This is a genomic window from Lysinibacillus macroides (assembly GCF_001281525.1).
GTDB classification, from domain to species: Bacteria; Bacillota; Bacilli; order Bacillales_A; family Planococcaceae; genus Lysinibacillus; species Lysinibacillus macroides.
The window spans coordinates 811,495-836,341 of the sequence record NZ_LGCI01000010.1 but is presented as its reverse complement, the minus strand read 5'-3'; the positions used below and the strand labels follow the sequence as shown (position 1 = coordinate 836,341).

General features: G+C 38.4%; 27 protein-coding genes. 19 read left to right on the top strand and 8 right to left on the bottom strand.

The genetic code is table 11. The annotated features are described in order from the left end of the window. Window positions 1–111 precede the first annotated feature (111 nt). From nrdR to ADM90_RS18735, 8 genes are all read left to right on the top strand, one after another. Window positions 112–582 carry a transcriptional regulator NrdR gene (gene nrdR / locus ADM90_RS18775; RefSeq protein WP_053996434.1) on the top strand — a complete coding sequence of 157 codons (471 nt, stop codon included), beginning with the start codon at window positions 112–114 and terminating at the stop codon, window positions 580–582. Between the two features lie 25 nt (window positions 583–607). Further along, window positions 608–1,963 (top strand): replication initiation and membrane attachment family protein, encoded by a 1,356-nt coding sequence (locus ADM90_RS18770; protein WP_235473726.1) that lies wholly within the window; start codon window positions 608–610, stop codon window positions 1,961–1,963. Between the two features lie 18 nt (window positions 1,964–1,981). Further along, a complete protein-coding gene (gene dnaI, locus ADM90_RS18765; protein ID WP_053996432.1) occupies window positions 1,982–2,920 on the top strand; it encodes a primosomal protein DnaI in 939 nt (312 codons plus the stop codon). Window positions 2,921–3,424: 504 nt separating this feature from the next. Next, a complete protein-coding gene (gene thrS, locus ADM90_RS18755; RefSeq protein WP_053996430.1) occupies window positions 3,425–5,356 on the top strand; it encodes a threonine--tRNA ligase in 1,932 nt (643 codons plus the stop codon). A 399-nt stretch (window positions 5,357–5,755) separates the two neighbouring features. After that, entirely contained in the window at window positions 5,756–6,259 is a 504-nt protein-coding gene (gene infC, locus ADM90_RS18750) for a translation initiation factor IF-3 (RefSeq protein ID WP_016994853.1), read from the top strand. A 31-nt stretch (window positions 6,260–6,290) separates the two neighbouring features. Continuing rightward, window positions 6,291–6,491: a 50S ribosomal protein L35 gene (gene rpmI, locus ADM90_RS18745; protein WP_004226312.1), complete on the top strand. Its 201-nt coding sequence runs from the start codon at window positions 6,291–6,293 to the stop codon at window positions 6,489–6,491. Between the two features lie 54 nt (window positions 6,492–6,545). Beyond that, on the top strand, window positions 6,546–6,905 hold the full coding sequence (gene rplT / locus ADM90_RS18740; RefSeq protein WP_053996429.1) for a 50S ribosomal protein L20: 360 nt from the start codon (window positions 6,546–6,548) through the stop codon (window positions 6,903–6,905). Between the two features lie 109 nt (window positions 6,906–7,014). Continuing rightward, entirely contained in the window at window positions 7,015–7,278 is a 264-nt protein-coding gene (locus ADM90_RS18735; RefSeq protein WP_053996428.1) for a DUF1294 domain-containing protein, read from the top strand. Window positions 7,279–7,297: 19 nt separating this feature from the next. Here the strand turns inward: ADM90_RS18735 and ADM90_RS18730 are convergent, their stop codons facing one another. Beyond that, window positions 7,298–7,690, bottom strand: a complete 393-nt coding sequence (locus ADM90_RS18730; RefSeq protein WP_053996427.1) for a hypothetical protein — start codon at window positions 7,688–7,690, stop codon at window positions 7,298–7,300. A 103-nt stretch (window positions 7,691–7,793) separates the two neighbouring features. On the opposite strand from ADM90_RS18730, the gene ADM90_RS18725 reads away from it, so the two are divergent. From ADM90_RS18725 to ADM90_RS18710, 4 genes are all read left to right on the top strand, one after another. Next, the gene (locus ADM90_RS18725) at window positions 7,794–8,279 is read left to right on the top strand and encodes a dUTP diphosphatase (RefSeq protein ID WP_053996426.1); all 486 of its coding nucleotides are present in this window, start codon (window positions 7,794–7,796) and stop codon (window positions 8,277–8,279) included. 94 nt (window positions 8,280–8,373) lie between these two features. After that, complete coding sequence (locus ADM90_RS18720) at window positions 8,374–9,462, top strand: M42 family metallopeptidase (protein ID WP_053996425.1); 1,089 nt, start codon at window positions 8,374–8,376, stop codon at window positions 9,460–9,462. A gap of 191 nt (window positions 9,463–9,653) precedes the next feature. Further along, window positions 9,654–10,070 carry a hypothetical protein gene (locus tag ADM90_RS18715; protein ID WP_053996424.1) on the top strand — a complete coding sequence of 139 codons (417 nt, stop codon included), beginning with the start codon at window positions 9,654–9,656 and terminating at the stop codon, window positions 10,068–10,070. Window positions 10,071–10,082: 12 nt separating this feature from the next. Continuing rightward, a complete protein-coding gene (locus tag ADM90_RS18710) occupies window positions 10,083–10,403 on the top strand; it encodes a hypothetical protein (RefSeq protein ID WP_053996423.1) in 321 nt (106 codons plus the stop codon). Window positions 10,404–10,522: 119 nt separating this feature from the next. Here the strand turns inward: ADM90_RS18710 and ADM90_RS18705 are convergent, their stop codons facing one another. The 3 genes from ADM90_RS18705 to ADM90_RS18700 form a co-directional block, all read right to left on the bottom strand. Beyond that, window positions 10,523–11,173: a 4'-phosphopantetheinyl transferase family protein gene (locus tag ADM90_RS18705; protein ID WP_412177003.1), complete on the bottom strand. Its 651-nt coding sequence runs from the start codon at window positions 11,171–11,173 to the stop codon at window positions 10,523–10,525. Between the two features lie 66 nt (window positions 11,174–11,239). Beyond that, window positions 11,240–11,476, bottom strand: a complete 237-nt coding sequence (locus ADM90_RS25615; RefSeq protein ID WP_412177002.1) for a helix-turn-helix transcriptional regulator — start codon at window positions 11,474–11,476, stop codon at window positions 11,240–11,242. 141 nt (window positions 11,477–11,617) lie between these two features. Next, complete coding sequence (locus tag ADM90_RS18700; RefSeq protein ID WP_053996421.1) at window positions 11,618–12,022, bottom strand: hypothetical protein; 405 nt, start codon at window positions 12,020–12,022, stop codon at window positions 11,618–11,620. 194 nt (window positions 12,023–12,216) lie between these two features. Here ADM90_RS18700 and ADM90_RS18695 point away from each other — a divergent pair, with 194 nt between their 5' ends. Beyond that, window positions 12,217–12,528 (top strand): MptD family putative ECF transporter S component, encoded by a 312-nt coding sequence (locus ADM90_RS18695; RefSeq protein WP_053996420.1) that lies wholly within the window; start codon window positions 12,217–12,219, stop codon window positions 12,526–12,528. Between the two features lie 614 nt (window positions 12,529–13,142). Continuing rightward, window positions 13,143–14,108, top strand: coding sequence for an ornithine carbamoyltransferase (argF, locus tag ADM90_RS18690; protein WP_053996419.1), 966 nt, complete (start codon window positions 13,143–13,145; stop codon window positions 14,106–14,108). A 230-nt stretch (window positions 14,109–14,338) separates the two neighbouring features. On the opposite strand, the gene ADM90_RS18685 is transcribed toward argF, so the two are convergent. Then, window positions 14,339–15,715 carry an FAD-binding oxidoreductase gene (locus ADM90_RS18685; RefSeq protein ID WP_053996418.1) on the bottom strand — a complete coding sequence of 459 codons (1,377 nt, stop codon included), beginning with the start codon at window positions 15,713–15,715 and terminating at the stop codon, window positions 14,339–14,341. A 78-nt stretch (window positions 15,716–15,793) separates the two neighbouring features. Next, window positions 15,794–16,003: a small acid-soluble spore protein SspI gene (gene sspI / locus ADM90_RS18680; RefSeq protein WP_053996417.1), complete on the bottom strand. Its 210-nt coding sequence runs from the start codon at window positions 16,001–16,003 to the stop codon at window positions 15,794–15,796. Between the two features lie 239 nt (window positions 16,004–16,242). Between sspI and ADM90_RS18675 the strand changes: the two genes are divergently transcribed. Further along, complete coding sequence (locus tag ADM90_RS18675) at window positions 16,243–16,770, top strand: sigma-70 family RNA polymerase sigma factor (RefSeq protein WP_053996416.1); 528 nt, start codon at window positions 16,243–16,245, stop codon at window positions 16,768–16,770. 198 nt (window positions 16,771–16,968) lie between these two features. Continuing rightward, entirely contained in the window at window positions 16,969–19,119 is a 2,151-nt protein-coding gene (locus tag ADM90_RS18670; RefSeq protein ID WP_235473676.1) for a putative bifunctional diguanylate cyclase/phosphodiesterase, read from the top strand. Between the two features lie 59 nt (window positions 19,120–19,178). Here the strand turns inward: ADM90_RS18670 and ADM90_RS18665 are convergent, their stop codons facing one another. Together ADM90_RS18665 and ADM90_RS24355 are read right to left on the bottom strand one after the other, a co-directional pair. After that, a complete protein-coding gene (locus ADM90_RS18665; RefSeq protein ID WP_053996415.1) occupies window positions 19,179–19,370 on the bottom strand; it encodes an H-type small acid-soluble spore protein in 192 nt (63 codons plus the stop codon). Window positions 19,371–19,534: 164 nt separating this feature from the next. Further along, a complete protein-coding gene (locus tag ADM90_RS24355) occupies window positions 19,535–19,699 on the bottom strand; it encodes a YfhD family protein (protein WP_152928048.1) in 165 nt (54 codons plus the stop codon). A 245-nt stretch (window positions 19,700–19,944) separates the two neighbouring features. Here ADM90_RS24355 and ADM90_RS18660 point away from each other — a divergent pair, with 245 nt between their 5' ends. From ADM90_RS18660 to pheT, 3 genes are all read left to right on the top strand, one after another. Then, complete coding sequence (locus ADM90_RS18660) at window positions 19,945–20,709, top strand: TrmH family RNA methyltransferase (RefSeq protein WP_053996414.1); 765 nt, start codon at window positions 19,945–19,947, stop codon at window positions 20,707–20,709. 396 nt (window positions 20,710–21,105) lie between these two features. Further along, window positions 21,106–22,143 carry a phenylalanine--tRNA ligase subunit alpha gene (pheS, locus tag ADM90_RS18655; RefSeq protein ID WP_053996413.1) on the top strand — a complete coding sequence of 346 codons (1,038 nt, stop codon included), beginning with the start codon at window positions 21,106–21,108 and terminating at the stop codon, window positions 22,141–22,143. A gap of 12 nt (window positions 22,144–22,155) precedes the next feature. Next, window positions 22,156–24,573: a phenylalanine--tRNA ligase subunit beta gene (gene pheT / locus ADM90_RS18650; RefSeq protein WP_053996412.1), complete on the top strand. Its 2,418-nt coding sequence runs from the start codon at window positions 22,156–22,158 to the stop codon at window positions 24,571–24,573. Window positions 24,574–24,847: the final 274 nt, after the last annotated feature.

Sequence of the window (24,847 nt, the reverse complement as noted above, 5' to 3'; positions counted from 1 at the left end):
TAAATACTTAAGGCTTATCATGAGTTCACGAATGCTAATGCACTTTTCTTATATGTGGGAAATTTGTTATAATAGAAATATTAAATTGTTGTCAATCAGGAGAGTAATGATATGAGATGTCCATCTTGCCGATTTAACGGAACGCGTGTTGTGGATTCGAGGCCAGTAGATGATAATAAAGAAATTCGTAGACGTCGTGAATGTGAGTCATGTGGCTTTCGTTTTACAACGTTTGAAAAAATTGAAGAAACACCATTAGTCGTTGTGAAAAAGGAAGGTTCACGAGAAGAATTTAGCCGTGAGAAGGTACTTCGTGGGCTTATTCGTGCTTGTGAAAAGCGTCCAGTGGCACTTGATGTATTAGAGGAGCTTGTGCTATCCATTGAAAAAGATCTTCGCCGCATTGGAAATTCGGAAGTACGCTCGGAGGATGTCGGTGAGATGGTCATGGACCGCTTAGCTAAAATAGATGAAGTAGCCTATGTACGCTTTGCATCTGTTTACCGTCAGTTTAAAGATATCAATGTCTTTATTGAGGAAATAAAGGACATTATTCAACGTCAAACGGATCAGCAATCATAGCAAACAGAGAGGATGAAGGACGTTGATGCATTTATATAAGGAATTGCAGCCTGGCGATCCTTTCGATATTCGTCTACCTCATGCATTTTCTACACAAGAACGTCAATTAGTGACACTATTTTATCAACCATTAACAGGCTCAGAGCCAATCAGCCTTTATTTAACATTGTGGGCAGAGGCAGAGCAAAAGCCAAAGCAGCAAATGACGCATTATTATTTAATGAATGTATTAGGGCTGCCAATTGGTAAAGTGTTTGAGGCTCGTATTGCATTGGAGGCAATTGGTTTACTGCGTACATGGAAAAAAGAAAATACAGGGGAGCGAAGTTTTCTATATGAGCTACAGCGCCCGTTAGATGCAGATAGCTTTATGAAAGACCCATTATTATCGATGTTTTTATTCAGTAAAATTGGAGAGCAGGCTTATCGCAACTTACGTCAACGTTTTATAGCGTCAGCAAAAGATAAGACATTTAAGGATGTATCACGTGCCTTTATGGATGTTTATAAGCCTGTTCATGCCAATATGCCCTCAGATTTACAAACGGATATAAATCAAGAGGATAAACAGCAAAAGGTATATCCTTTTTATTTGGAGCAATTTGACTTTGAGTTGCTACAGGCGGGTTTATCAAAGCAAATGGTGCGTGCTAGATCACTTACATTTGAAATTCGAGAAGCCATTGCAAAGCTAGCATTTTTGTATCATTTAACCGCGCTTGATATGCAAAAGATTGTCATCCAAGCGGTAGATGGTGATGGAGGTATTTCACAGGAACGCCTGCGCAAGGCTGCATCAGATTTTTATAAATTGAACGTTTCCAAGGAGCCGCCAAAATTAGCAAAAGTAACAGAGTCCGTACCGTTAGAGGAAACAAGACAAATGTCGAAGGAGCAGGAGCTACAGCATTATTTAGAAACAACTGCTCCTGTACAAGTGTTGCGTGATATTAATAATGGCAAAGAGCCTCTACAAACCTCCGTTCAGCTAGCTGAGAGCTTAATTGTGCAGCATGGAATGCCAATTGGGGTAGTGAATGCGTTGTTGGAGTATGTGATGCTGACAACCGATATGAAGCTTCCGAAAAAATATGTGGAAACAATTGCCGATCATTGGGTACGAAAAAATATTCAAACAGCTAAAGAAGCAATGGAGCTTGCACGTCAAGAACATGATAAATATATGGCTTGGAAAAACAAGCCACAAACAACGAGTAAAACGAGTCAGCAGACCAAGGGACGTTCAGGGCATCAACGTGAAGAAAAAGTGCCTGAATGGTTCTATAAACGGAATGACAAACAAGAGGAAGCTACTGCTAGCACGATAGATTTTGAAAAAGAGCGACAAAAAATATTAGAAATGCTAGGAAAAAGCGAATAATAAAGTAGGTGAGTAACAATCGAACCCATTAATGGACCATTAAAAAGAGCGATTAATGTACCGTCATTTCAAGAACGATACCAAGCACGACGACGTGAAATTTTAGAGCATCCACGTGTGCAGGCATTTTTAGCGCAGCATGCACAGGAACTAAATTATGACAATATTGAACGAAACCTGCCCAAGTTAGATGAATATATTAGTCAATCCACTGAGTGCTGTGGCTGTGACAATACGGAACATTGTACAAATTATTTAAAAGGCTTCCTTCCTACATTAAGGGTAGTACGACATACCATTGAAATGGACTATGTGCGTTGTGAACAAAAGATAAGAGAAGAAGAGCGCCGAGATGTTGCGAATATGATTGCCAGTATGCACATGCCAAAAGATGTATTGCAAGCAACCATTCAAGATTTAAGTATTGATGATGAATCACGTGTGATGATCGCACAAAAAGCAGCCCAATTTGTTAAAACAACAAAAGAGATGGGCCAGTTACCATCAAAGGGTTTTTACTTATATGGTAAATTTGGGGTAGGGAAATCTTTTGTGCTAGGTGCACTTGCCAATGAATTAGCATCTCTTAATATTCGTTCTGTTGTTGTGTTTGTGCCAGAATTTTTACGAGAAATAAAAAATGCTATTGGCGATAATACATTGAATGAGAAAATAGATTATGTGAAAAAAGCACCTGTTTTAATGTTGGATGATCTTGGGGCGGAAACGATGACGGCTTGGACGCGAGATGAGGTTTTAGGAACAATTTTCCATTATCGTATGGCAGAGCAATTGCCAACATTTATTACCTCTAATTTTAATTATGAGGAGTTAGAGCATCATTTAGCACAGTCACAAAAAGGCGGAGTTGAGATCGTTAAGGCAGGCCGAATTATGGAGCGTATTAAAGCCCTGACGGTGCCAATTGAAATGCGAGGGAAAAATCGTCGACTATAAGTTGCATTTTTCGCCAATCGAGCGTATACTGGCTCATATACTTAATATCAATATGCGTTGATGAGGACATGAATTCTGTGTATCAGCTTATAAGAGAGGGAAGTCATCGGCTGAAAGCTTCCTAGTGTGAGCACTAAATTTACTACCTACTGAGCAGCGAAAGGGATAATCTTTCGCCGGTCCCTAGCCCGTTAGCTAGCCTTGAGCTTCGTCTGACTGTATGGTCGGAAGGAAGAAGGGTGGAACCACGAGCATACGCTTCGTCCCTTTCGTGAGGGACGGAGCTTTTTTATTTGAGTGGAGGGGGAGTTCGCTCAAAAAAGTGATGAATCCGCTCAATTTGGTGGAGAGTTCGCTCAATACGGGGGGAGAATCGCTCAAAAAAGTGGAGCCTCCGCTCAATACGAGGGGAGAATCGCTCAAAAAGGTAGAGTCTTCGCTCAATCGGTTTCATTTTCCATCAAGCATACTGTCTTTTACCAAAAACGAAGGAGTGTCAAAAATATGTCAGAGAATATTAAATTAACTTTCCCAGATGGCGCTGTAAAGGAATTTGCAAAAGGCACATCAACGGATGACGTCGCCTTATCCATCAGCCCTGGATTACGTAAAAAGGCCTATGCAGGTAAAATTAATGGTGTGTTAGTGGATTTAAAAACACCAATTGAAGAGGATGCAACAATTGCGATTATTACGCAGGATGATGAGGAAGCACTTGAGATTTTACGTCACTCAACAGCACATTTAACAGCACAAGCAGTTAAACGTCTATTCCCAGACGCAAAACTTGGCATTGGTCCAGTGATTGAAGGTGGTTTCTACTATGATATTGACTCACCAACACCAATCACTGCTGAAGACCTGCCAGCTATTGAAAAAGAAATGAAAAAAATCATTGCGGAAAACCTTGAAATTGAACGCAAAAATGTAAGCCGTGCAGAAGCGCAGGCAATCTATCAAGAAATTGATGATGAATATAAATTAGAATTACTGGAAGCCATCCCAGCAGATGAGCAAGTATCCATTTATTATCAAGGGGAGTTTTTCGATCTTTGCCGTGGTATCCACGTACCATCTACTGGTAAACTTCGTGAATTCAAGCTTTTATCATTAGCGGGTGCTTACTGGAGAGGGAACTCTGATAACAAAATGCTACAACGTATTTATGGTACAGCGTTCTTCAAAAAAGAGGAATTAAAGCATCACCTGCAAATGCTAGAAGAAGCTAAAGAGCGTGATCACCGTAAAATTGGGAAAGAATTAGACCTGTTCACAACATCTCAAAAGGTCGGTCAAGGTTTACCACTTTGGTTACCAAATGGTGCAACAATTCGTCGTGTCATTGAGCGCTATATTGTTGATAAAGAACTATCACTTGGCTATAAGCATGTGTATACACCAGTATTAGGTTCAAAGGAGCTTTACCAAACTTCTGGTCACTGGGATCATTACCAAGATTCTATTTTCCCACCAATGGAAATGGACAATGAAACATTAATTATGCGCCCAATGAACTGTCCTCACCATATGATGGTGTATAAAAATGGCATGCATTCTTATCGTAACCTACCATTACGTATTGCAGAGCTTGGTACAATGCACCGTTATGAAATGTCAGGTGCTGTTTCAGGCTTACAACGTGTACGTGGGATGACATTAAACGATGCACATATTTTTGTTCGCCCAGACCAAATTAAAGAAGAGTTCCAAAAAGTCGTGCAGTTAATCTTAGAAGTTTATAAAGATTTCGACTTACAGGATTATTCATTCCGTCTATCTTATCGCGATCCAGCAGATACTGAAAAATACTTCGACGATGATGCTATGTGGGAAAAGGCACAAAGCATGCTAAAAGAAGCAATGGATGAGCTTGGCTTAGATTACTTTGAAGCGGAAGGTGAGGCGGCGTTCTATGGCCCTAAACTGGATGTTCAAGTAAAAACAGCGATTGGTAAAGAGGAAACATTATCAACAATTCAACTTGATTTCTTATTACCTGAACGCTTTGACCTCACTTATGTTGGTGAAGATGGTAAGCCACATCGTCCAGTTGTTATTCACCGTGGGGTTGTATCGACAATGGAACGTTTTGTAGCCTTCTTAATTGAAGAATACAAAGGCGCATTCCCAACATGGCTAGCACCTGTTCAAGTAGAAGTGATTCCCGTATCGAATGAGGCACACTTCGACTATGCAAAACAAATCGAAGAGCAATTAACAGCGGCAGGCCTACGTGTGGAGATGGATGATCGTGAAGAAAAGCTTGGCTATAAAATCCGTGAAGCACAAATGAAGAAAATCCCATATATGCTTGTCATCGGTGATAAAGAAGTAGAGGTAAATGGCGTCAACGTTCGTCGCTATGGCTCAAAGGATTCTGAAACAGTCGGCTTTGAGGCGTTTTTAGCAAATATTAAAGCGGAAAGTACAAAATAATACCTAGCATGAAAACCTTGCTTTACCAATTTGAAGTAAGGTTTTCTGTATAAATGACCAATAGTTAGACTAGACTACTTGCGATAAGCGAAATAAATATTTGACAGCTTATTTTATACATGCTAATATAGTTAAGGTTAATGAATACAAAGTTTGTGGTTGAAGTAGAGGCTGCCCGCTTCTCACCTGATACAACGCTTTCAAGGCTGTGAACAGGTATGACACGTTGAATTGTTTTGCGTAGACTTGCGCATGCACATATAGCGGGCGGACATCTTCAAAAATGTCCGTCCTTTTTTTATGGACATGACAAGAGGATGTACCGTTCAACCGGGCAAGACTTTGCCCAAACCATGTATTCGCGACAATTCTTGGAGGTGGATTACTATTAGCAAAGACATGTATGTAAACGAAGGCATTCGCGCACGTGAACTTCGATTAATCGATCACAATGGTGACCAGCTTGGTGTAAAGACACGTAATGAAGCGCTAGAAATCGCCGCTCGTGTAAACTTGGATCTTGTCCTTGTGGCCCCTCAAGCCAAGCCGCCAGTCGCTCGTATCATGGACTATGGTAAATTTAAATTCGAACAGCAAAAGAAAGACCGTGAAATTCGTAAAAATCAAAAGGTCATCGTAATGAAAGAGGTTCGTCTGAGCCCAACAATCGATGAGCATGATTTCCAAACGAAGTTACGTAATGCGATTAAATTCCTTGAAAAGGGCGATAAAGTAAAATGTAGCCTACGTTTCAAAGGTCGTGCGATTACACATAAAGAGATTGGTCAACGTGTGTTAGATCGCTTTGCTGAAGCTTGTGCTGAAGTATCAACGGTAGAACAAAAACCGAAGATGGAAGGCCGAAGCATGTTCTTAGTTCTTCAACCAAAGAACGAGAAATAATATTAGACGAACAGTTTAGGAGGAATTCGACATGCCAAAAATGAAAACTCACCGTGGAGCTGCGAAACGTTTCAAAAAAACAGGCTCAGGTAAATTAAAATACGACCGTGCTTACGGAAGCCACTTATTCGCAAACAAATCTACGAAACAAAAACGTCACCTACGTAAAGCAAACATCGTTTCATCTGGTGACTTCAAACGCATTAAATCTTTACTTGTTTACATGAAATAATTGACTATAAAATACTAACATTCATTTTTTAATGAAAAGCAGGAGGTAATTCATATGCCACGCGTAAAAGGCGGAACAGTGACGCGCAAACGTCGTAAAAAAGTATTAAAATTAGCTAAAGGTTACTTTGGTTCTAAACATACATTATATAAAGTTGCTAACCAAGCAGTAATGAAATCAGGTCAATATGCATACCGTGACCGTCGTCAGAAAAAACGTGATTTCCGTAAATTATGGATCACTCGTATCAACGCAGCTGCTCGTATGAACGGTCTTTCTTACAGCCGTTTAATGCACGGTTTAAAAGTTGCAGGTATCGAAGTAAACCGTAAAATGCTAGCTGACCTTGCTGTAACAGATGCTGCAGCATTCACTCAATTAGCAGATGCTGCTAAAAAAGCAGTCGCTAAGTAATTTTCGCACCAAAAGCAGAAGCTAGGTGTCAAAAAGGCTGATGGATTTTTCCGTCAGTCTTTTTTATGTTAGATTAGTAGTACGATGTTTTTTCATAAAGGAGTCGGGTATGGGGCAAGCATTATTAGCTTATGTAAGCATTGTATCGATTGTCCTGCTTATTTTAATGGGCATGGATAAATCAAGAGCGAAAAATAAAGAATGGCGTATTGCAGAGCGCACATTGTTTATTCTTGCGATAGCAGGAGGCGCTGTTGGCGGTGTACTTGGTATGTATTTATTTCGCCATAAAACACGCCACAACAGCTTTGCATTCGGCTTTCCATTGCTAGCAGCGATTCAAATTTTTTGTGTTGTACAATTGTGGGAATAATAAAAGCAACACATCCTCATTATGAGGATGTGTTGCGCATAAGCTGTTCAATAGGTTGCTTCCAATTAATTTTGGCATTTGGGTAGTTCATTAAAATTTCTTGCTGTAAATATTGGAAATCGCTTTTTGTAAGACCATGCAATGTTGCAGCATCACGAGCGCCAACGAAAATTGTAACAACCTCAAAGGCATCCTCTGTTGTACCTAGGTATTTTTCTCCCTCGAAAAGAGCACCCTTGTAGGAAATAAAGAAATTTTTTCGGACATTTTTTACATCATCATAAAAATAGTATTGGCCTTTTTCATAGGCTTCATCAAGTTTACGTTTAGGATCGGTTATATAACGAATCGCTTTGTAGAATACATAAATAATAAGTGCTATTACAGCAAGTCGAATAAGTAATGGCAACATTTTAAATTTCCCCCTTGAAGAAAGGTTATTCCTTCCTATACGATTGATGGGGACAAATAGTTTCATTTTATTTAATTATTTTTTAGAAATGTAGGAGAAAAAAATGAATTTACAACAATTGTTTAACATGCAAAAAGAGCTCGATCATTTTATTGAGCAAACACAAAACATTCAACATGATGTATTTCAAGAAAAGGGTTTAGCATTACTAGTAGAGCTAGCTGAGCTTGCAAATGAAACACGTTGCTTTAAATTTTGGAGTACCAAGGGGCCATCAGCACGTGCTGTCATTTTAGAAGAATATGTAGATTCCATTCATTTTATTTTGTCACTGGGTTTATTGAAGGGCTATACATCCATCGAAAAATGGCCGATAGTAGCAGAGAAAAGAAATTTAACTGAGCTATTTTTACAAACACATAAAGCTATTTTATGCTTTATGGAGCAGCCTTTGGAGGATCGATATGCAACAATTTGGCAATACTATGGATTGCTTGCATACAACCTTGATTTTACTTTTGATGATGTTGTAAGTGCGTATATGGAAAAAAATAAAGAAAATTATCAGCGCCAGCGTTCAGGCTATTGAACGGAGAAAAACGCCAATTTTCAGACGCTTAAGCTAGGAATATTTCGGTAAACGAAGTATAATAAACGAGATACAAGAAGTAGGAGGCAAAAGGATGACACAACTAGATTCAACTTTACAAATGTTTAAAGATTTAACAGATGCGAATGGTATTGCAGGAAATGAACGTGCACCGCGCGAGGTTATGAAAAAATATCTTGCCCCATATGCAGACACGATAGAAACAGATAACTTAGGTAGTGTCATTGCTAAAAAGGTTGGCGATGAAAACGGTCCTAAAATTGTTGTAGCAGGACATTTAGATGAAGTAGGTTTCATGGTTACACAAATCGATGACAAAGGCTTTATCAAATTCCAAACGGTAGGTGGCTGGTGGAGCCAAGTTATGCTTGCACAGCGTGTAACGATTACTACACGTAAGGGCGATGAAGTGATTGGGGTTATTGGTTCAAAGCCACCTCATATTTTACCTGCTGATGTACGTAATAAGGTAGTAGACATTAAAGATATGTTTATCGACATTGGTGCTGCTTCTAAAGATGAAGTACTTGAGTGGGGCGTACGTCCTGGCGATATGGTAACACCATACTTTGAGTTTAATGTTATGAAAAATGATAAGTATCTATTAGCGAAAGCTTGGGATAACCGTATTGGTTGTGCAATTGCGATTGATGTTATGAAAGCGTTACAAAATGAAAAGCACCCTAATATTCTTTATTCTGTAGGGAATGTGCAGGAAGAGGTAGGGCTTCGTGGTGCGAAAACAGCGACATATAAAATTCAACCAGATATTGGATTTGCTGTTGATGTAGGTGTAGCAGGAGATACGCCAGGTGTGACCGCAAAAGAATCAACAAGTAAGATGGGAGCAGGCCCACAAATCGTTGTATATGATGCATCTATGGTATCGCACCGTGGCTTACGTGAATTCGTCTTAGATGTAGCAGATGAGCACAATATTCCCTATCAATTCGAAGCGATGGCTGGTGGCGGTACAGATGCTGGCTCCATTCATCTAACAGCAAATGGTGTACCAGCGCTATCAATAGGTATTGCAACACGCTACATCCATTCACATGCAGGTATCCTACATCGTGATGATTATGATAATGCCGTTAAATTAATGGTAGAAGTCATTAAAAAATTAGACCGTGATGCGGTGAATAAAATTATATTTGATTAGTGTAGTGGAAAGAATCCTCATTGAAAATACCATTATCCAGCCTTCTAACTAAGTTGTTAGGAGGCTTTTTATATGATTAACCAAAGCTGTAAATTTGTTTTAATAAATGGAGAATAGTGCTAGGAAGAAGCAAGGTTTTTTGGTAATCTATATAAGAATAAACTACTTTTTTCTGGGAGGCGCTAGCCATTATGATAATTAGTAAATCAACCGCAAGAGAAGTTGGCAACAAAATAGACAAGGTGTTAGGTGAAATTAAGGATATTCAAGCAAACATTGACCGTTCTTCGGACAAAATAGACAATGAGTTGAATTCTTGTTCGCGCGAATTAATTAACGCACAAACTACATTAACTGAAATTCAACCACAAGTCGATATGTTGCTAGCACAGGTTGGTCAAGATGCGCCACCTCATGTAAAGGCAATGTTAGACAGCGTAGCTATGGGGATTACTGGAAAAGTCCAAAATGCTTTAAATAACCTAGCTGAAGTTCAGCGCAATGTAAAAGACGTTGATAAATTAACAGATGAAATTGATTCTTTTACTGACAATGTTAACAAGAAAATTACTGAGATTGACGAGTTAACAGATAGGTTACAAGGGTAGGGGGAGCGACAGATGAATTCATATATGGGTGGAGGTCGAATGAATTGGAATAGCAATCAGCGAATTGCTGATTCAGTAGACCACACGGCTTCTCAAATCACTTTAGCTTGTGATATGATTACAAATGCTGGTATTAATTACGAAGGTATTCAACAAGAATTATTGATGTTGGCAAATCAGCCAAATCCACCGGAACCTTCGCAATTGATTGGTTTAGCAAATCGCATTCAAACAACGAAGCACCAAGTTGATAATTCTGTACAAAAAATAAAAGAATTTGCGAGAAACATTGATTCTAAAACAGATGAAATTCAGAATCGTAGCAGTTGGTAATTTAATTTGAATACATGATGTTATAATTGCAAAGAGTATGTCGTTCTCACAACCATAACCCTCAAACGAAAAAGGTTTGAGGGTGGTTTTATGACCAAAAAGTGTTGCTTCTATTTCGTTCATGCTTTCCAATTGCTGAAAAAGGATACAATCGTCTGTAAAGAAACCTGTTCAATAGCATTGGCTTCAATAGGCTCATTAGCACAGCAAGCTAATGAATAGTGCTTTTGAAGATGGGTTGATAAAAAATAGAGCGTATCTTGTTGGTTTGTGTGTAATTGAATACTACCATCATGTATTGTAAAAAAGAAGGATTGTAGTGACATAGATAAGCCCATGCCTAAGTATTTTATATATGCCTCCTTTAATGTCCAAAGTTTAAAAAAGTAATCTGCTTGCTCCCTGCCAGTCAATAGGACGAGCTGTTTATACTCCTCAGGGGAAAAAATATGCTGAGCAAGATCGAGATCCATTAAATGATGCTTTTCAATATCCACACCAATTTCTGTATTACTGACCCCACAAAAAACATAATTTCCTGAATGAGAAACATTAAAAAAGACAGAGGGCAAATGTTTAACAAAAGGTTTGCCGTACGAATTATTAGCAAAACTAATAGCAGAGGGAGCTATATTAAAATGTGTAGAAATTAAATACCGAGCTAATATATCTCCTAATAGCCCTCGCTTATAATCCTCTTTAAAGTGAAATCGTTGTAGTTTATTTTTTTTATCATTGGAAATAAACGCTGTAAGTTTTGAATGGTATATGTCAAAGTGTACATCTGTAATTGAAAGAATAGCTAGTTTTATGATAATGGTTAGCCTCCTATTGGTTTAGCTTTTCAATAGTTGCTGTCTATATTCTTTAGGTGTTAGGTCTGCGTATCGTTTAAATAGTTCTGAAAATCTTCCTGCGCTCTGATAACCTACTTTTCGAGTAATTTCATTAATTGGAAGCTCTGTATGAGCGAGTAATTTCTCAGCCTGATGAATGCGCTGTTTTTGGATGTATTCAGTAATCGTACAATGATGCACTTCTTTAAATAGTTTTTTTAATTTTGTAGCTCCTATACAGGAAATTTTTGTTTAATGATCTAATGTTAGTTGAAGAGCATAGTAATTTTCGATATGAGCGGCCACATGCTATATCTTCTTTAGCAATTTGTGAACAATGGCACGTTTTATCGTAGAGGGCTCGTTGGATAATTAAAGCTAAGCTTCATACACTTTTCCCTCATACAAAAAGGCGGAAGTTAGATCAGAACCACGGTAAGCTGCTATTTGTCGAAGAAGAATGCCCATCCCTGAAAAAGTTGTTGTAGCTTTTAACGTTGTTAATGCTTGGCGTGGATTCACATGTTTTTCACCTTTTTCCCAATAGCTTCTGATATAGCTAGGCTTTAATGATTGACAAGGATTAAGCTCCTCTCCTGAAATGGATTCATAGTATGTAACTGTAAGAAGTTCAGGTATGGCTAAATCTAATTGATGATCCTCAAAAAAATAAAAATCACGAATAAGGATCGAAAACATTTCTTTAACATGATATATCCAATAATATCCTTTACACAAACCTGGATCAATTGTAAATGGAGTTATATTTGCTCTTTTGGTCATGTTGTGAAAAACCATTATTTAATAATAGAGGTTTAAAATGTTGTAAAGTCATTTACTTTCCCTTTCCTTGATTAGACGTAAACCAAGTGTTGGTATTTTTTTATGTGCTGTTATTATTATAATAGATAATGATAATCATTATCAATATAGGTATACTAATTATAGCTAAAATGACAATAGAAGGGGAAAATGATATGAATATGTATGTACAAACAATGCAACATAAAAAGCTTATGATGAAAGATTTAATAACAGTCGGTATTTTCTCAGCACTCTTTTTTATATTTATGATGATTAGCTCAGCTTTCTTTGCGCCTAATTCTGTATTGACTTTTTTAATGCCAGCTGGTGCAGCATTATTAACAGGCCCTATATATTTATTAATGCTAGCAAAAGTACCGAAATTTGGACCAATACTTATTTTAGGAATATTATTGGCAATTATTATGTTTGTTACAGGAATGTACTGGTTATGGTCGTTGGTTAGCTGTAAAAGAAGCGATTAAAAACCTTTTGAAAAAGAAAAAACAGTGGTGGTGATTGCCCATAAACTTTCTATTATTAAAAAAGCAGATCATATTCTAGCTGTGGATCAGGGTCAAATTGTTGAGGAAGAAACCCACCAAAAGCTTATTGCTAACGAAGGTAAATATGCAGTATGTAGAAACAAGAGTAACAATTAAGTATCGTCTACCAAATATATATTGTAAAAGAGAGAATGAAAGTGAAAGAATGTCACGACAAATGCCTTTCATTTAAAAGAGTTTTCGGGAAGTAACCTTTTCCCACATGAAAAGAAGCAGGATTATTATAAAGAGATAGAACAGAGCTGTCAGGAAAACACTGCTAATAAGTGTTATTAGTTATGTCACGACTAGTAAAGAGATGCCTTAAAACGGAGGTATCTCTTTTACGCTTTTCAAGAAATAATATCGTTAGTTTTTGAAATGAAGAATCATTAAAAAACAATGATAATGCATAAATATTCTGCGTGACGAATTTTTGTCACATTTCAGGCGAAATAAATAATAATTAAAATAAAATTATAAAAATTCAGTTGATTTTATATTTATGCATGCTATACTAAATTCAACAGCAACGAAAGCAAGGAGCGAAGGCGATGAAATTACTCGAAGAAGTACAGTTAAAGTTAGTATCCAGTCTAAAGGGGAAAGACTTACTAACTTTGCTAGACTACACAAGTCAAGAGGTTCAGCAATTAGTTGAACTAGCAACACAACTTAAAATTATTACAAAAGAGGGAAAATGTCCAAGATTGCTAGAGGGTAAAACATTGGGCATGATTTTTGAAAAACATTCCACTCGTACACGTATTTCCTTTGAAGTAGGTATGAATCAATTAGGTGGAAAAGGCATGTTTATGCATGCACGTGATTTACAAATTGGTCGTGGTGAATCAATTTATGATACGGCCCATGTTTTATCAGGCTATTTAGATGGCATTATGATTCGTGCCAACTCTCATGCGATGGTCAAAGAGCTTGCGGAACATGCAGCTATTCCTGTCATTAATGGCTTAACAGATATTTATCACCCCTGTCAGGCATTAGCGGATTTAGAAACCATTGCAGAAAACAAAGGGGATTTAAAAGGACTTAAAATTGCCTATGTAGGAGATGGCAATAATGTAGCACACTCATTAGTCGTTGCTTCTGCCCACGTTGGCATGCATGTAGCGGTGGCAACACCAGCAGGCTATGAATGTGATGCAGAGGTCATGGCAAAAGCACAGGCAATTGCTGCGGCAAATGGTAGCACAATTCTTGAAACACATGATCCTGTAGAGGCAGTGCTAAATGCAGATGTTATTTATGCGGATGTGTGGACATCGATGGGGCAAGAAGAGGAAACAGCAAAACGTTTACAAGACTTTGCAGGCTATCAAATTAACGATGAGCTTGTGGCACATGCTAAACCAGATTATATGTTCCTGCATTGTTTACCAGCGCATCGTGAAGAAGAAGTGGCAACATCTGTCATTGATGGACCTAATTCCTATATATTTGAGCAAGCTGAAAATCGACTACATGCACAGAAGGCTGTACTTGCTTCCATTTTAGCTTAAAATACAATCAATAAAGTTCGCTTGGGCAACAGAGGGTGTCCCTGCGAATCATTATATAAGTGGTGCACAGACAGAGGGCTGTAAACCACGCACGATGTTTGTTATCAAGAAGATGGATGGCTGCATCGTTACATAGCAAAGCAACCTGGGAGACGCTGGGTTGCTTTTTTAGGATCAATTACAGTAGAACCCGCCGAATACTTCAGCAATCAGCGGGTTGGTGTTACTTCTCATGTAAAAATTTTTCCTGGATTCATAATGTTATAGGGATCTAGCGCTGTCTTTATACTTTTCATGGCGGCCAATGCTGCACCATGCTCAGTCGATTGATATTTCATTTTACCAATCCCAACCCCATGCTCTCCTGTGCATGTGCCGCCTCGCAGTAAAGCGTATTGAACGATCTGCTCATTAAAGTGATCTGCTTTTGCTTGTTCTTGTGGATCATTTGGATTGAGCATTAAAAGCGCATGGAAATTACCATCCCCGACATGACCAACAATGCCACCTGCAAGTTCAGCTATATCAAGCTGTTCACGTGCATATGAAATGGTCTCTGCAAGCTTTGAAATAGGGACACAAACATCCGTTGACATCAGCTTTTTACCAGGATAAGCATGGATATAGGCATAGGCCAATGAATGACGTGCCTCCCAAAGCTTATTGCGTGCAGCATTATCCTGTTCAAATTCCACAGATAGGCAGTTAAAGTCCTCAAAAATTGCCTCCGTAAATGCAATATCTTCTTGCATACCTGCCTCATTGCCGTGAAATTCTAAAAATAGTGTTGGTTTTTCAGCAAAAGCTGTTTCATTGTAAATATTTGCCTGTTGAATGGAGTCCTCATCAACCAGCTCTACACGACCTATCGCAATGCCTGCCTGTAATAGTGCAGTGACAGCACTAACCGCATCAGCAACTGTGCCAAAAATAGCACGCCCTGCTGTAACAAATTCAGGTATGCCATAAACTTGTAATGTTAATTCTGTAAAACAGCCAAGTGTTCCTTCTGATCCAACAAATAAGCCGTTTAAATGATAGCCAGAGGAAGATTTCGCGGCTAAATTCCCTGTGTGAATAACAGAGCCGTCTGATAGCACAACCTCTAAATCACGCACTTGATCTCGCATTACACCATAGCGTACTGCAGTAGTTCCGCTAGCATTGGTTGCTGCCATTCCACCAAGTGTTGCATCAGCACCTGGGTCTACTGTGAATTGCAGACCATGCTTTTTTAATTCTTTATTTAATTGTGAGCGTGTGACACCAGGCTGCACCTTTACAAGAAGGTCATCTGGTCGAATTTCTAAAATGGCATTCATTTCAGAGAAATCAATGGAAATACCATGTGCAATCGGAATAGCATTTCCCTCTAAGCTTGAGCCAACGCCAAAAGGCACGACAGGTACACGTTCCACATGCGCAATTTTTAAAATGGCGCTAACATCTGCTGTGGAACGAGGAAAGACAACAATATCAGGCAAGCTTAACGCATGATGAGATTCGTCTTTCCCATGTAACTGTCGTACGGTTTCGTTTGTTGACACTTGTTCTTCTAATAAAACTTGTTTAAGTTGATTTACAATGAATTCTACTGCAACTGTCATGCCCATCCCTCCAAATTTTCTGATAACTAAAACTTTATCATGCATTTATTGGAAAGGGAATGCATTCATTATAAAAAATTAGTGTGCAAAAGCTTTTTCTAATTTTTGAACAAATGCCTCTTGTTCAGATGTACTTGATTGCTGCCACCATTTTTCAAAAAATACGCCAAGTCCTGGCAATAAATGTTCTTCTCCACGGCTAATCGCGTCCTCTACAATATCCTTAAATTCGGCTGCTGATTGACCATGTACATTCGCTGTAATTGCATCTCTTATTTGAAAATTCATTGATATTCGCCTCCTTGTTAGTAATTTGTCCAACCATCGTTAAAATATGTATGAAGCACCAAAGAAAATTGCCTGTTTTTTTATAAATAAGCTGTTATTATGCATAAATATTACAAGAAATTTATAAAGACTCCTACTATATAAAAATGAAAACGCTGATTCGACTGCCAGAACTATTCAGGTCTAAGATAAGTATACCTAGGAATAATGGACTGTGCACAGTTGGTAGGAAGATGAGCATGTCTATTCAAAACAAGCAAAAGCTGTTAGCTGCACAATCATTTGAGGAAGTATTAGAGGCGGTACAACCGATGATTACCTCTATTTTGTCACAGCTTCGCATCTACAAAGATTTTGATGACTATCGTCATATTGCCTCTATAGCCGTATGGCAGGCATGGCAAAAAACAGATCCATCCAAAGGACAATTCTCTGCTTATATTTATGCAACAGTAAAAGGGGAAATTTTAAAGGAGCTTTCAAGGGAAAAAAATTACACAGTGAGGGTAACAATCGTTGATGATGACATATTGAATTATATATATGAGGAGCAGAACGAGGGAGATAATCAAAAACATGTTATTATGTTAGAAAGTTTGTTGTCTTCTTTAAAGCAGGTAGAAAGAAGTATCCTGCTCCTTTATTATATAGAAGGATACAGCCATCGAGAGATAGCCGAAGAACTAGGCCTATCTATCAATGCTGTTACCAAAAGACGGGCAAGAATTGTAAAAAAGCTGCAAAAACAGGTTTTTATCATAGAATAACGCAATAAATGGCCAAAAGTATGCTAATATTGAAAAAAAATGAATATTAGCATACTTTGTAAAACAGCATGCAAGTTCCAATGAAAATGTTATGATTTGTAAGAAGTCAAAGATAAATACAATTCTTATGTTTTTATTCGATATAGATAGTTAAAATTTCCTAGTGAATTTTTGGGCATACTGTATGGAGGGTTTGGATTGGAAAAATTGTTTAAGCAACTAAAGAAAAAAGAAGTTTGGTATATGATACTATCAATATTACTGGTTATACCGCTATTGAGCTTTAGCAATCACATTTATGGGGTTTTTCAAATCGATATTTATCAAAATTTAAAATTAATACTTCAAGTATTAATTATCGTCTTTACTATGGCGATTGCCATACAATCCTATTTAGTATTTACACACCTATTATCAAATCAAACTTTATACATAGGGAATTTATTTTTTGTAATTGCTTTGCTGGAATTAGTCAACTTAGTTTTTAGCCAACATCATTTAACTGGATGGAGCTTTATGGATGAGCCTTTACATATTTTAACACGTTTATACGTCTCATTTGGTTTTTTATTTATTATTTTATATCCTAGAAAACGATTAGCATTGAAATTTCGGTGGCTGACATATGGTAGTTCTTTACTCTTCACGATTATCAGTATTTTTCTAGCTTATCTAGCTGCCAACACAATAACAGAGCAAGGGATAGCTGGTATTGATACAGTGGTCCATCTTCTTTCTATTATTTTTCAAGTTATCACTATTGTTATTGTGGGTAAGTACTTCAAAAAAGTACCGAAACGTTCAATGTGGCTTATCAGTGCGGCAGCCTCGCTCATTGTTAGTGATATTTTTTTTATGATTAGTCAGGATAAAAATACGATATGTGATTTTTCAGCACTTATTTATCAATTTTTAGCATTCTACTTTTTCTTAAAGGCGATTTATTATACAACTGTTGAAAAACCATTTCAGCAATTATTAAAAATTAAAAAGGACCTTGAGCAATCACAGCAGGAGCTACGATTTCAGGCCTATCATGATGATATTACATTGCTACCCAACGAACATTTATTGCTCAAAACATTAAAGGATCATTTACAGATAAACAGCTTGCAAAAGGCGGCTATTGCGATTGAAATTGATCGTTTTGCAGCGATTCGTTCTTCTATCGGCATCAGCAACTCCAATAAAATGATGAAGCTAGTAGCGGAGCGTATTCAAGCGATTGTGCCACCGCATTATTTTGCGACAAAATTACGCGAGGAACAGTTTGTGATTTATGTAAAAGAGGTCAAAAATATTGAGGAGCTATTACAATTTTGCTTAAATTTAAAAAGCATGATGAAAGACCCTGTACAAGTACAATTGTTCCCTTTAAATGGTAATCTAAACATAGGAATTGCCTTATATGAGGGTAAATGGACAGGCGAAGAGCTATTAATGCATGCCCAGTTAGCGATGCAGGAGGCAAGGCAAATACCTCAAAGACTGTTGTTTTATAAGCCTTATATGTCAAAGGGCATTGCAGATCGTATTCTGCTAGAGCAAGATTTACATAAAGCATTAGAAAATCATGAATTTCATTTAGTTTATCAGCCACAGGTTAATTTAAAAACAGGCTCAATTGAATCCGTTGAAGCATTGGTACGCTGGCATCATCCAATGCGTGGTTTTGTCTCACCTGAATTATTTATTCCCATTGCTGAAGAAAGTGGCCTTATTATTCCGCTCGGTGAATGGATATTAGAAACAGCCTGCAAGCAAGCAAAAATATGGGAGCAAGAGGGGTTACCGCCATTTAAGGTAGCCGTGAATTTATCACTTGGACAATTATTTCAACAGGATTTAGTGGAAATGGTGGAAGCTATATTAGTACGCACAAAATTACAGCCAGAATTTTTACAGCTGGAAATTACAGAAAGTATGACAATGAATATTGACCAAATGACACAGCTACTCCATGAATTAAAGGCACTCGGTATTCAAATTGCTGTGGATGATTTTGGCACAGGTTATTCTTCTCTTTCCTATTTAAAAGATTTTCCAATTGATTGTCTAAAGATTGACCGTACATTTGTCAGAAATGTTCCGCTTAATCCAAATGATGAGGCGCTTGTATCCATGATTATTTCGATGGCTAAGCATTTACGCTTAAAGGTTGTGGCAGAGGGAATTGAAGAGGTAGAACAGCTTGCCTTTCTTAGTGATGGCGGCTGTGATTATATTCAAGGTTATTTATTTAGTAAGCCTATCTCTCCCAAAGAAATTTCGGAAACGTTTTCGGATTTGCACGATCATGTAAGAGTAATTTTAACACGATTAAGGCATACAGATGATTTTACAATTTAGGACATTCAATAAACAGAACCTGCTTTTTCTATGAAAAATAAAGCAGGTTCTTTTGTTATTTAGTGGACAAGATATTCTTCTTTTAGTTCGGATATCGCCACTTCAGAGCGCTCCTCTAAAGAGCGACGAAGATGAACAGTGGCTGTTTTTTCATCATTATGGAGTTGATCGATCCATACTGAAACGCCATTATAGGTTACTTCATATTCTAATGATGAGGCGACAATTTCCTGTGCACGTTGAAAATCCAACTGTAACACCCCTTTATTTCATATTAACAGGCTGCAAGACCCCCACTTCAAAATAGTTAGTGAAAACGAAATAGTTGAGTGGGGATCAAACAGCCTGTAAAAACCCGATTGGTAAAATGTTCAATCAGTGGAGATGGAGCACCCCTACTGATTGAAGGTTTACTTTATTTTTTCTTCTTATCTTGGGGCTGTGTAACAGAATGGATAAGCTCCATAAACTCTTTGGAAAACTCTTCGCTCACCTTATTTGGTGCAATCTTTTGATTTTTTGGTGTTTGTGGTAATGAGCCTTTATTATTACTTTGACCTTGCTTATTATCTCTTCCCATATGTGTTTGCTCCTTTCTTGTTGGTATATCTTAATATGGCTTTGAAATAAATTTTTTATGTTGGGTAAAATTATCAATGAGGTTTTGAAAGAGGAAATAATGTATGTAAAAAATTCCTAGTAATTACAATGCTTAAACGGTCATCTCTTATTGATGATAGACAGTTTTTTATATAGCTATGAAATGCTTATTACCTAAGGTATAATAATGGTCAACATAGAGGAAAAAGGCGGTAAGAGACAGCGATGAAGAGAATCGAATCTACGCAAAATGCGTTAGTGAAATATTGGAAAAAGTTAGCGATGACAAAAAAAGAACGTGAACGCTCGGGTGAATTTATAGTGGAGGGCTTTCACCTTGTTGAAGAAGCCTTAAAAAATAAAGAACAGGTATTACAAGTTATTGTGCGTGAAGGTGTGGATTTACCGATGCTCTGGCCAATTGATGATATCGCTATTATTGAGGTGTCAGTGGCTGTAGCAAAGGAATTTGCAGAAACAGAAACTTCTCAAGGCGTTTTTGCGGTATGTAAGCAACCGATCCTAGAGGAAGAAGCAACGGCAACTTGGCGCAAGGTGCTACTAATTGATGCTGTTCAAGATCCAGGTAATATTGGCACAATGATTCGTACAGCCGATGCTGCAGGATTAGATGCTGTGATTTTAGGAAAAGGCTGTGCTGATGTCTATAATCCTAAAACTTTACGTGCTGCACAAGGCTCACATTTTCATATCCCTGTTGTACGAGGCGATTTAGCAGAGTGGATAGATTTGCTACAGAGTCAAGGTGTTCCTGTATTTGGGACAGCTTTAGATGAGGATGCGGTTACATATAGTGATATTCAGCATACAGGTGCATTTGCTATTATTATGGGGAATGAAGGGAGTGGCATACATCCGCAATTATTAGCAATAACGGATCAAAATATTATCATTCCTATTTTTGGACAGGCTGAATCTTTAAATGTAGCAGTAGCAACAGGTATTGTTTTATATGGTTTTGTGAAATAATTTACAGATAAAAACAGGTTTCAGGCAGTTGTCTCTTGATTTGCTACGGTTTATTCATGTATAATCTAAGCTAAAATTAACTTTAAATAATAAATGCTTTGATCAGGAAGTAGTAAAGATTGTGAATGGACGACAGGGAGCGTAGAGCCGAAGATTGAGAGCCAACGCCGTACCAATGCAGTTTTGAATTCATCCTGTGAGCAGCTACCGGGACCAGCTTGTTGCTGTAAAGGTGTGCCGGCTTTCTTAAGTCGTTATGTGAATGAAGTGATTGTAAGGAATAGTTGTCTTACAATAACTAGGGTGGTACCGCGAATATGTCCTCGTCCCTTTTTTAGGGGGGCGAGTTTTTTTATGCTTAAAAAGCAGACATGTATTTTCTAAGGAGGTTTTATCATGGAAGAGCAATTAAAACAATTAGAGCAAGAAGCACTTGTGAAAATTGAAGCAGCAGCAAACTTAAAAGAATTGAATGAAGTACGTGTTGCATACTTAGGGAAAAAAGGACCTATCACTGATTTACTAAAAGGAATGGGAAAATTATCAGCAGAAGAACGTCCCAAAATGGGTGCTTTAGTGAACACTGTTCGTGAAAATGTTACAGCTATTTTAGAAGCAAGGGCAGTTGTACTGGAAGAAGCGATGATTGCTGAAAAATTAGCAAATGAGTCGATTGATGTCACTTTACCAGGTCGTGAAATTAAAGTAGGAAATCGCCATCCCTTAACACGTGTAATTGAAGAAATTGAAGATTTATTTATTGGAATGGGCTATGAAATTGCAGAAGGTCCTGAGGTAGAGAAAGACTATTATAATTTTGAGGCACTAAATTTACCACAGGGTCACCCTGCTCGTGATATGCAAGATTCATTCTATATTTCCGAGGAAATATTATTGCGTACACATACTTCACCAGTACAGGCTCGTACAATGGAGGCAAAAAAAGGCGAAGCTATTCGTATTATTTGTCCAGGGAAAGTTTTCCGTCGTGATAATGATGATGCAACACACTCTCATCAATTTATGCAAATTGAGGGGTTAGTCATTGGTGAAAATATTCGTATGAGTGATTTAAAAGGAACTTTAGACACGTTAGCTAAAAAAATGTTCGGGGCAGATCGTGAAATTCGACTACGCCCAAGTTTCTTCCCATTTACAGAGCCATCTGTCGAAATGGATATTTCTTGTTTCAAATGCGGTGGTGCAGGCTGTAATGTATGTAAGGGCACAGGCTGGATTGAAATTCTAGGTTCAGGTATGGTTCATCCAAATGTGTTAGAAATGGCTGGCTATGATCCAAAGAAAGTTTCTGGCTTCGCATTTGGCATCGGTGCAGAACGTATTGCGATGTTGAAATATGGTGTTGACGATATTCGTCATTTTTATACAAATGACACTCGTTTCTTAGCACAATTCGAGCGAACAGAGGCGTAAGGAGGATAAAACATGTTAGTATCATTAGAATGGTTAAAAGATTATGTCAATACACAGGACTTAGCACCCGAGCTATTAGCTGAAAAAATTACACGCTCTGGGATCGAAGTAGATGCTGTTATAAAACGAGCTCATGCGATAGATAAAGTGGTTGTGGGCTATGTAGTTGCCAAGGAGAAGCATCCAGAGGCGGATAAATTAAATATTTGTCAAGTCGATGTTGGGGAAGCAGAGCAACAACAAATTATTTGCGGTGCGCCTAATGTAGATGTTGGCCAAAAAGTCATTGTTGCTCGTCCAGGTGCACATTTACCAGGTGGCATTAAAATTAAAAAAGCAAAGCTTCGTGGACAGGAATCAAATGGTATGATTTGTTCCTTACAAGAGCTTGGTATCGAAGGAAAGCTTGTTCCGAAGGCATATGCAGAAGGTATTTATGTATTACCAGCAGATGCAGAAGTAGGCACTGATGCCCTCGCTATTTTAGGCTTACGTGATACAGTGCTAGAGCTAGGTTTAACACCCAATCGTTCAGACGCTCTTTCCATGCTAGGAGTTGCCTATGAGGTAGGTGCTATTCTTAGTGAGGAAGTTAAATATCCAGAAATTTCATATCATACTGCTAATGAAAAAGCAGAGGGCTTGCTAAAGCTTCGTGTGGAGGATTTACAGGCAAATCCGATGTATGTTGCCAAAGTTGTAAAAAACGTAAAAATTGGTGAATCCCCACTGTGGCTTCAAAATCGTTTAATGGCAGCAGGTGTACGTCCACACAATAATGTGGTGGATGTGACGAACTATGTGTTAATGGAATATGGTCAACCATTACATGCCTTTGACTATGATAGCCTAGCAACAGGTGAAATCGTTGTTCGAAAAGCAACAGAAGGTGAAAAAATTACAACATTGGACGCTCAAGAACGTACATTAAAAGCTTCCGACCTAGTGATTACCAACGGCAAAGAGCCAGTAGCAATTGCTGGTGTGATGGGTGGCGCCAACTCAGAGGTAACTGATGCTACAACGACAGTCGTTATTGAGTCAGCTTATTTTGACGGTTTAACAGTACGTCAAACGTCTCGCCATATTGGCCTACGCTCAGATGCATCCGCTCGTTTTGAAAAAGGCGTGGACCCGAACCGTGTCCTAGCTGCTGCTGAACGTGCTGCTGCATTACTTGCTGAATTAGCTGGCGGAGAAGTGTTAGATGGTACATGTGTAGTAGATGAATTAGATAAATCACCCGCACGTGTTGTCGTCTCCCCAGATTTTATTAATGAGCGTCTAGGGATGAAAATTGCGTTAGAGGATATGCTATCTATTTTAGAGCGCTTAAAATTTAGTGTTGAAGCCGCAAATGGTTTGCTAATAATTGATGCGCCAACACGCCGTCAGGATATTAAAATTGAAGAGGATATTGTAGAGGAAATTGCTCGTCTTTATGGCTATGATGAAATTCCACTAACATTACCAGAGGGTGCTACGCAGGTAGGTAGTTTAACACCCTATCAAGCGAATCGTCGTGTAGTTCGTGGTTTCATGGAGGGCGCTGGCCTTTATCAAGCTGTAACCTATTCACTAACATCTGAAGCATTGTCACAACGCTTTGCCTTAAAAGCAAAGCCAGTAACGCGTTTATTAATGCCGATGAGTGAGGAGCGTTCTACATTGCGTCAAAGCTTAATTCCCCATTTAATTGAAGCGGCTGCATATAATGTAGCACGTCAGGCAGATGGTGTTGCCTTATATGAAATTGGCTCGGTATTCCTTGGTCAATCTGACGAGGGCCAACCAGATGAGGAAGAGCATGTAGCAGCAGTGCTATCAGGAAAATGGCTAGACCATGCTTGGCAAGGTGAGAAAAAGGCAGTCGATTTCTTCGTATTAAAAGGCATTGTAGAAGGCGTAATTGCTAAGCTTGGCTTAGAGGAACGCATAACATTTGAAAAAGTACAAGTAGATGGCTTACATCCAGGACGCACAGCTAGCATTTTATTGGATGGTGAGCAAATCGGTATTATTGGTGGCTTACACCCAGCAGAACAAAAAGCATGGGGTGTGAAAGATACGTATGTGATGGAAATGAATTTAGTCGCACTATTTACTGCAACGACACAAGTAGACCCATTAGCATACACACCAGTACCACGTTTCCCAGCTATGTCCCGTGATATCGCTTTAATTATGAACCGTGCAACAACGGCAGGTGAAGTCATCGGTGTTATTCGTGCAGCAGGTGTGAAATTATTGCAGGACATCCATGTATTTGATGTTTATGAAGGGGAGAAAATGGAGGCAGATAAAAAATCTGTTGCCTTCTCGCTCACATACTTTGATCCAGAACGCACTTTAACAGATGAAGAGGTAGTAGCTGCACATAATAAAGTATTAAAAGCTATTGCTACAATTGAAGGTACTGAAGTTCGTTAAATTTTATGGAAAAAGACTGTCTTACGAGGAGGGCACTGAAAAAGTCCCTCAGGCACAAGTGAGAGAGTACAGGAACGAATATTCGTTCCTGTACTCTCTTTTTCTTTCGATGCCGTTGATTTCCATTGCGGCGGACGCGTTTCGCGGGCACGGCTCCATCCTTCTCCCTCGCTTTGCTCAGTCCGGGTGCTTCCGCTCGTGCTGTTCCCGCAGAAGTCGCCGCCTCCATTCCAATCAACTGGGACCACTTTCATCACTAGAAGGGTTTTCTTCT

What these genes read in the sequence shown, in the direction of transcription:
- rplT (WP_053996429.1), top strand. Translation starts at nt 6,546, where the DNA reads ATGCCACGCGTAAAAGGCGGAACAGTGACGCGCAAACGTCGTAAAAAA.
- ADM90_RS24355 (WP_152928048.1), bottom strand. Translation starts at nt 19,699, where the DNA reads ATGGGAAGAGATAATAAGCAAGGTCAAAGTAATAATAAAGGCTCATTA.
- pheT (WP_053996412.1), top strand. Translation starts at nt 22,156, where the DNA reads ATGTTAGTATCATTAGAATGGTTAAAAGATTATGTCAATACACAGGAC.
- ADM90_RS18675 (WP_053996416.1), top strand. Translation starts at nt 16,243, where the DNA reads ATGTCTATTCAAAACAAGCAAAAGCTGTTAGCTGCACAATCATTTGAG.
- thrS (WP_053996430.1), top strand. Translation starts at nt 3,425, where the DNA reads ATGTCAGAGAATATTAAATTAACTTTCCCAGATGGCGCTGTAAAGGAA.
- ADM90_RS18715 (WP_053996424.1), top strand. Translation starts at nt 9,654, where the DNA reads ATGATAATTAGTAAATCAACCGCAAGAGAAGTTGGCAACAAAATAGAC.
- ADM90_RS18770 (WP_235473726.1), top strand. Translation starts at nt 608, where the DNA reads ATGCATTTATATAAGGAATTGCAGCCTGGCGATCCTTTCGATATTCGT.
- ADM90_RS18720 (WP_053996425.1), top strand. Translation starts at nt 8,374, where the DNA reads ATGACACAACTAGATTCAACTTTACAAATGTTTAAAGATTTAACAGAT.
- ADM90_RS18660 (WP_053996414.1), top strand. Translation starts at nt 19,945, where the DNA reads ATGAAGAGAATCGAATCTACGCAAAATGCGTTAGTGAAATATTGGAAA.
- ADM90_RS18695 (WP_053996420.1), top strand. Translation starts at nt 12,217, where the DNA reads ATGAATATGTATGTACAAACAATGCAACATAAAAAGCTTATGATGAAA.
- ADM90_RS18725 (WP_053996426.1), top strand. Translation starts at nt 7,794, where the DNA reads ATGAATTTACAACAATTGTTTAACATGCAAAAAGAGCTCGATCATTTT.
- ADM90_RS18700 (WP_053996421.1), bottom strand. Translation starts at nt 12,022, where the DNA reads ATGACCAAAAGAGCAAATATAACTCCATTTACAATTGATCCAGGTTTG.
- rpmI (WP_004226312.1), top strand. Translation starts at nt 6,291, where the DNA reads ATGCCAAAAATGAAAACTCACCGTGGAGCTGCGAAACGTTTCAAAAAA.
- sspI (WP_053996417.1), bottom strand. Translation starts at nt 16,003, where the DNA reads ATGAATTTTCAAATAAGAGATGCAATTACAGCGAATGTACATGGTCAA.
- ADM90_RS18735 (WP_053996428.1), top strand. Translation starts at nt 7,015, where the DNA reads ATGGGGCAAGCATTATTAGCTTATGTAAGCATTGTATCGATTGTCCTG.
- ADM90_RS18730 (WP_053996427.1), bottom strand. Translation starts at nt 7,690, where the DNA reads ATGTTGCCATTACTTATTCGACTTGCTGTAATAGCACTTATTATTTAT.
- pheS (WP_053996413.1), top strand. Translation starts at nt 21,106, where the DNA reads ATGGAAGAGCAATTAAAACAATTAGAGCAAGAAGCACTTGTGAAAATT.
- nrdR (WP_053996434.1), top strand. Translation starts at nt 112, where the DNA reads ATGAGATGTCCATCTTGCCGATTTAACGGAACGCGTGTTGTGGATTCG.
- ADM90_RS18685 (WP_053996418.1), bottom strand. Translation starts at nt 15,715, where the DNA reads ATGACAGTTGCAGTAGAATTCATTGTAAATCAACTTAAACAAGTTTTA.
- infC (WP_016994853.1), top strand. Translation starts at nt 5,756, where the DNA reads ATGTATGTAAACGAAGGCATTCGCGCACGTGAACTTCGATTAATCGAT.
- ADM90_RS18710 (WP_053996423.1), top strand. Translation starts at nt 10,083, where the DNA reads ATGAATTCATATATGGGTGGAGGTCGAATGAATTGGAATAGCAATCAG.
- argF (WP_053996419.1), top strand. Translation starts at nt 13,143, where the DNA reads ATGAAATTACTCGAAGAAGTACAGTTAAAGTTAGTATCCAGTCTAAAG.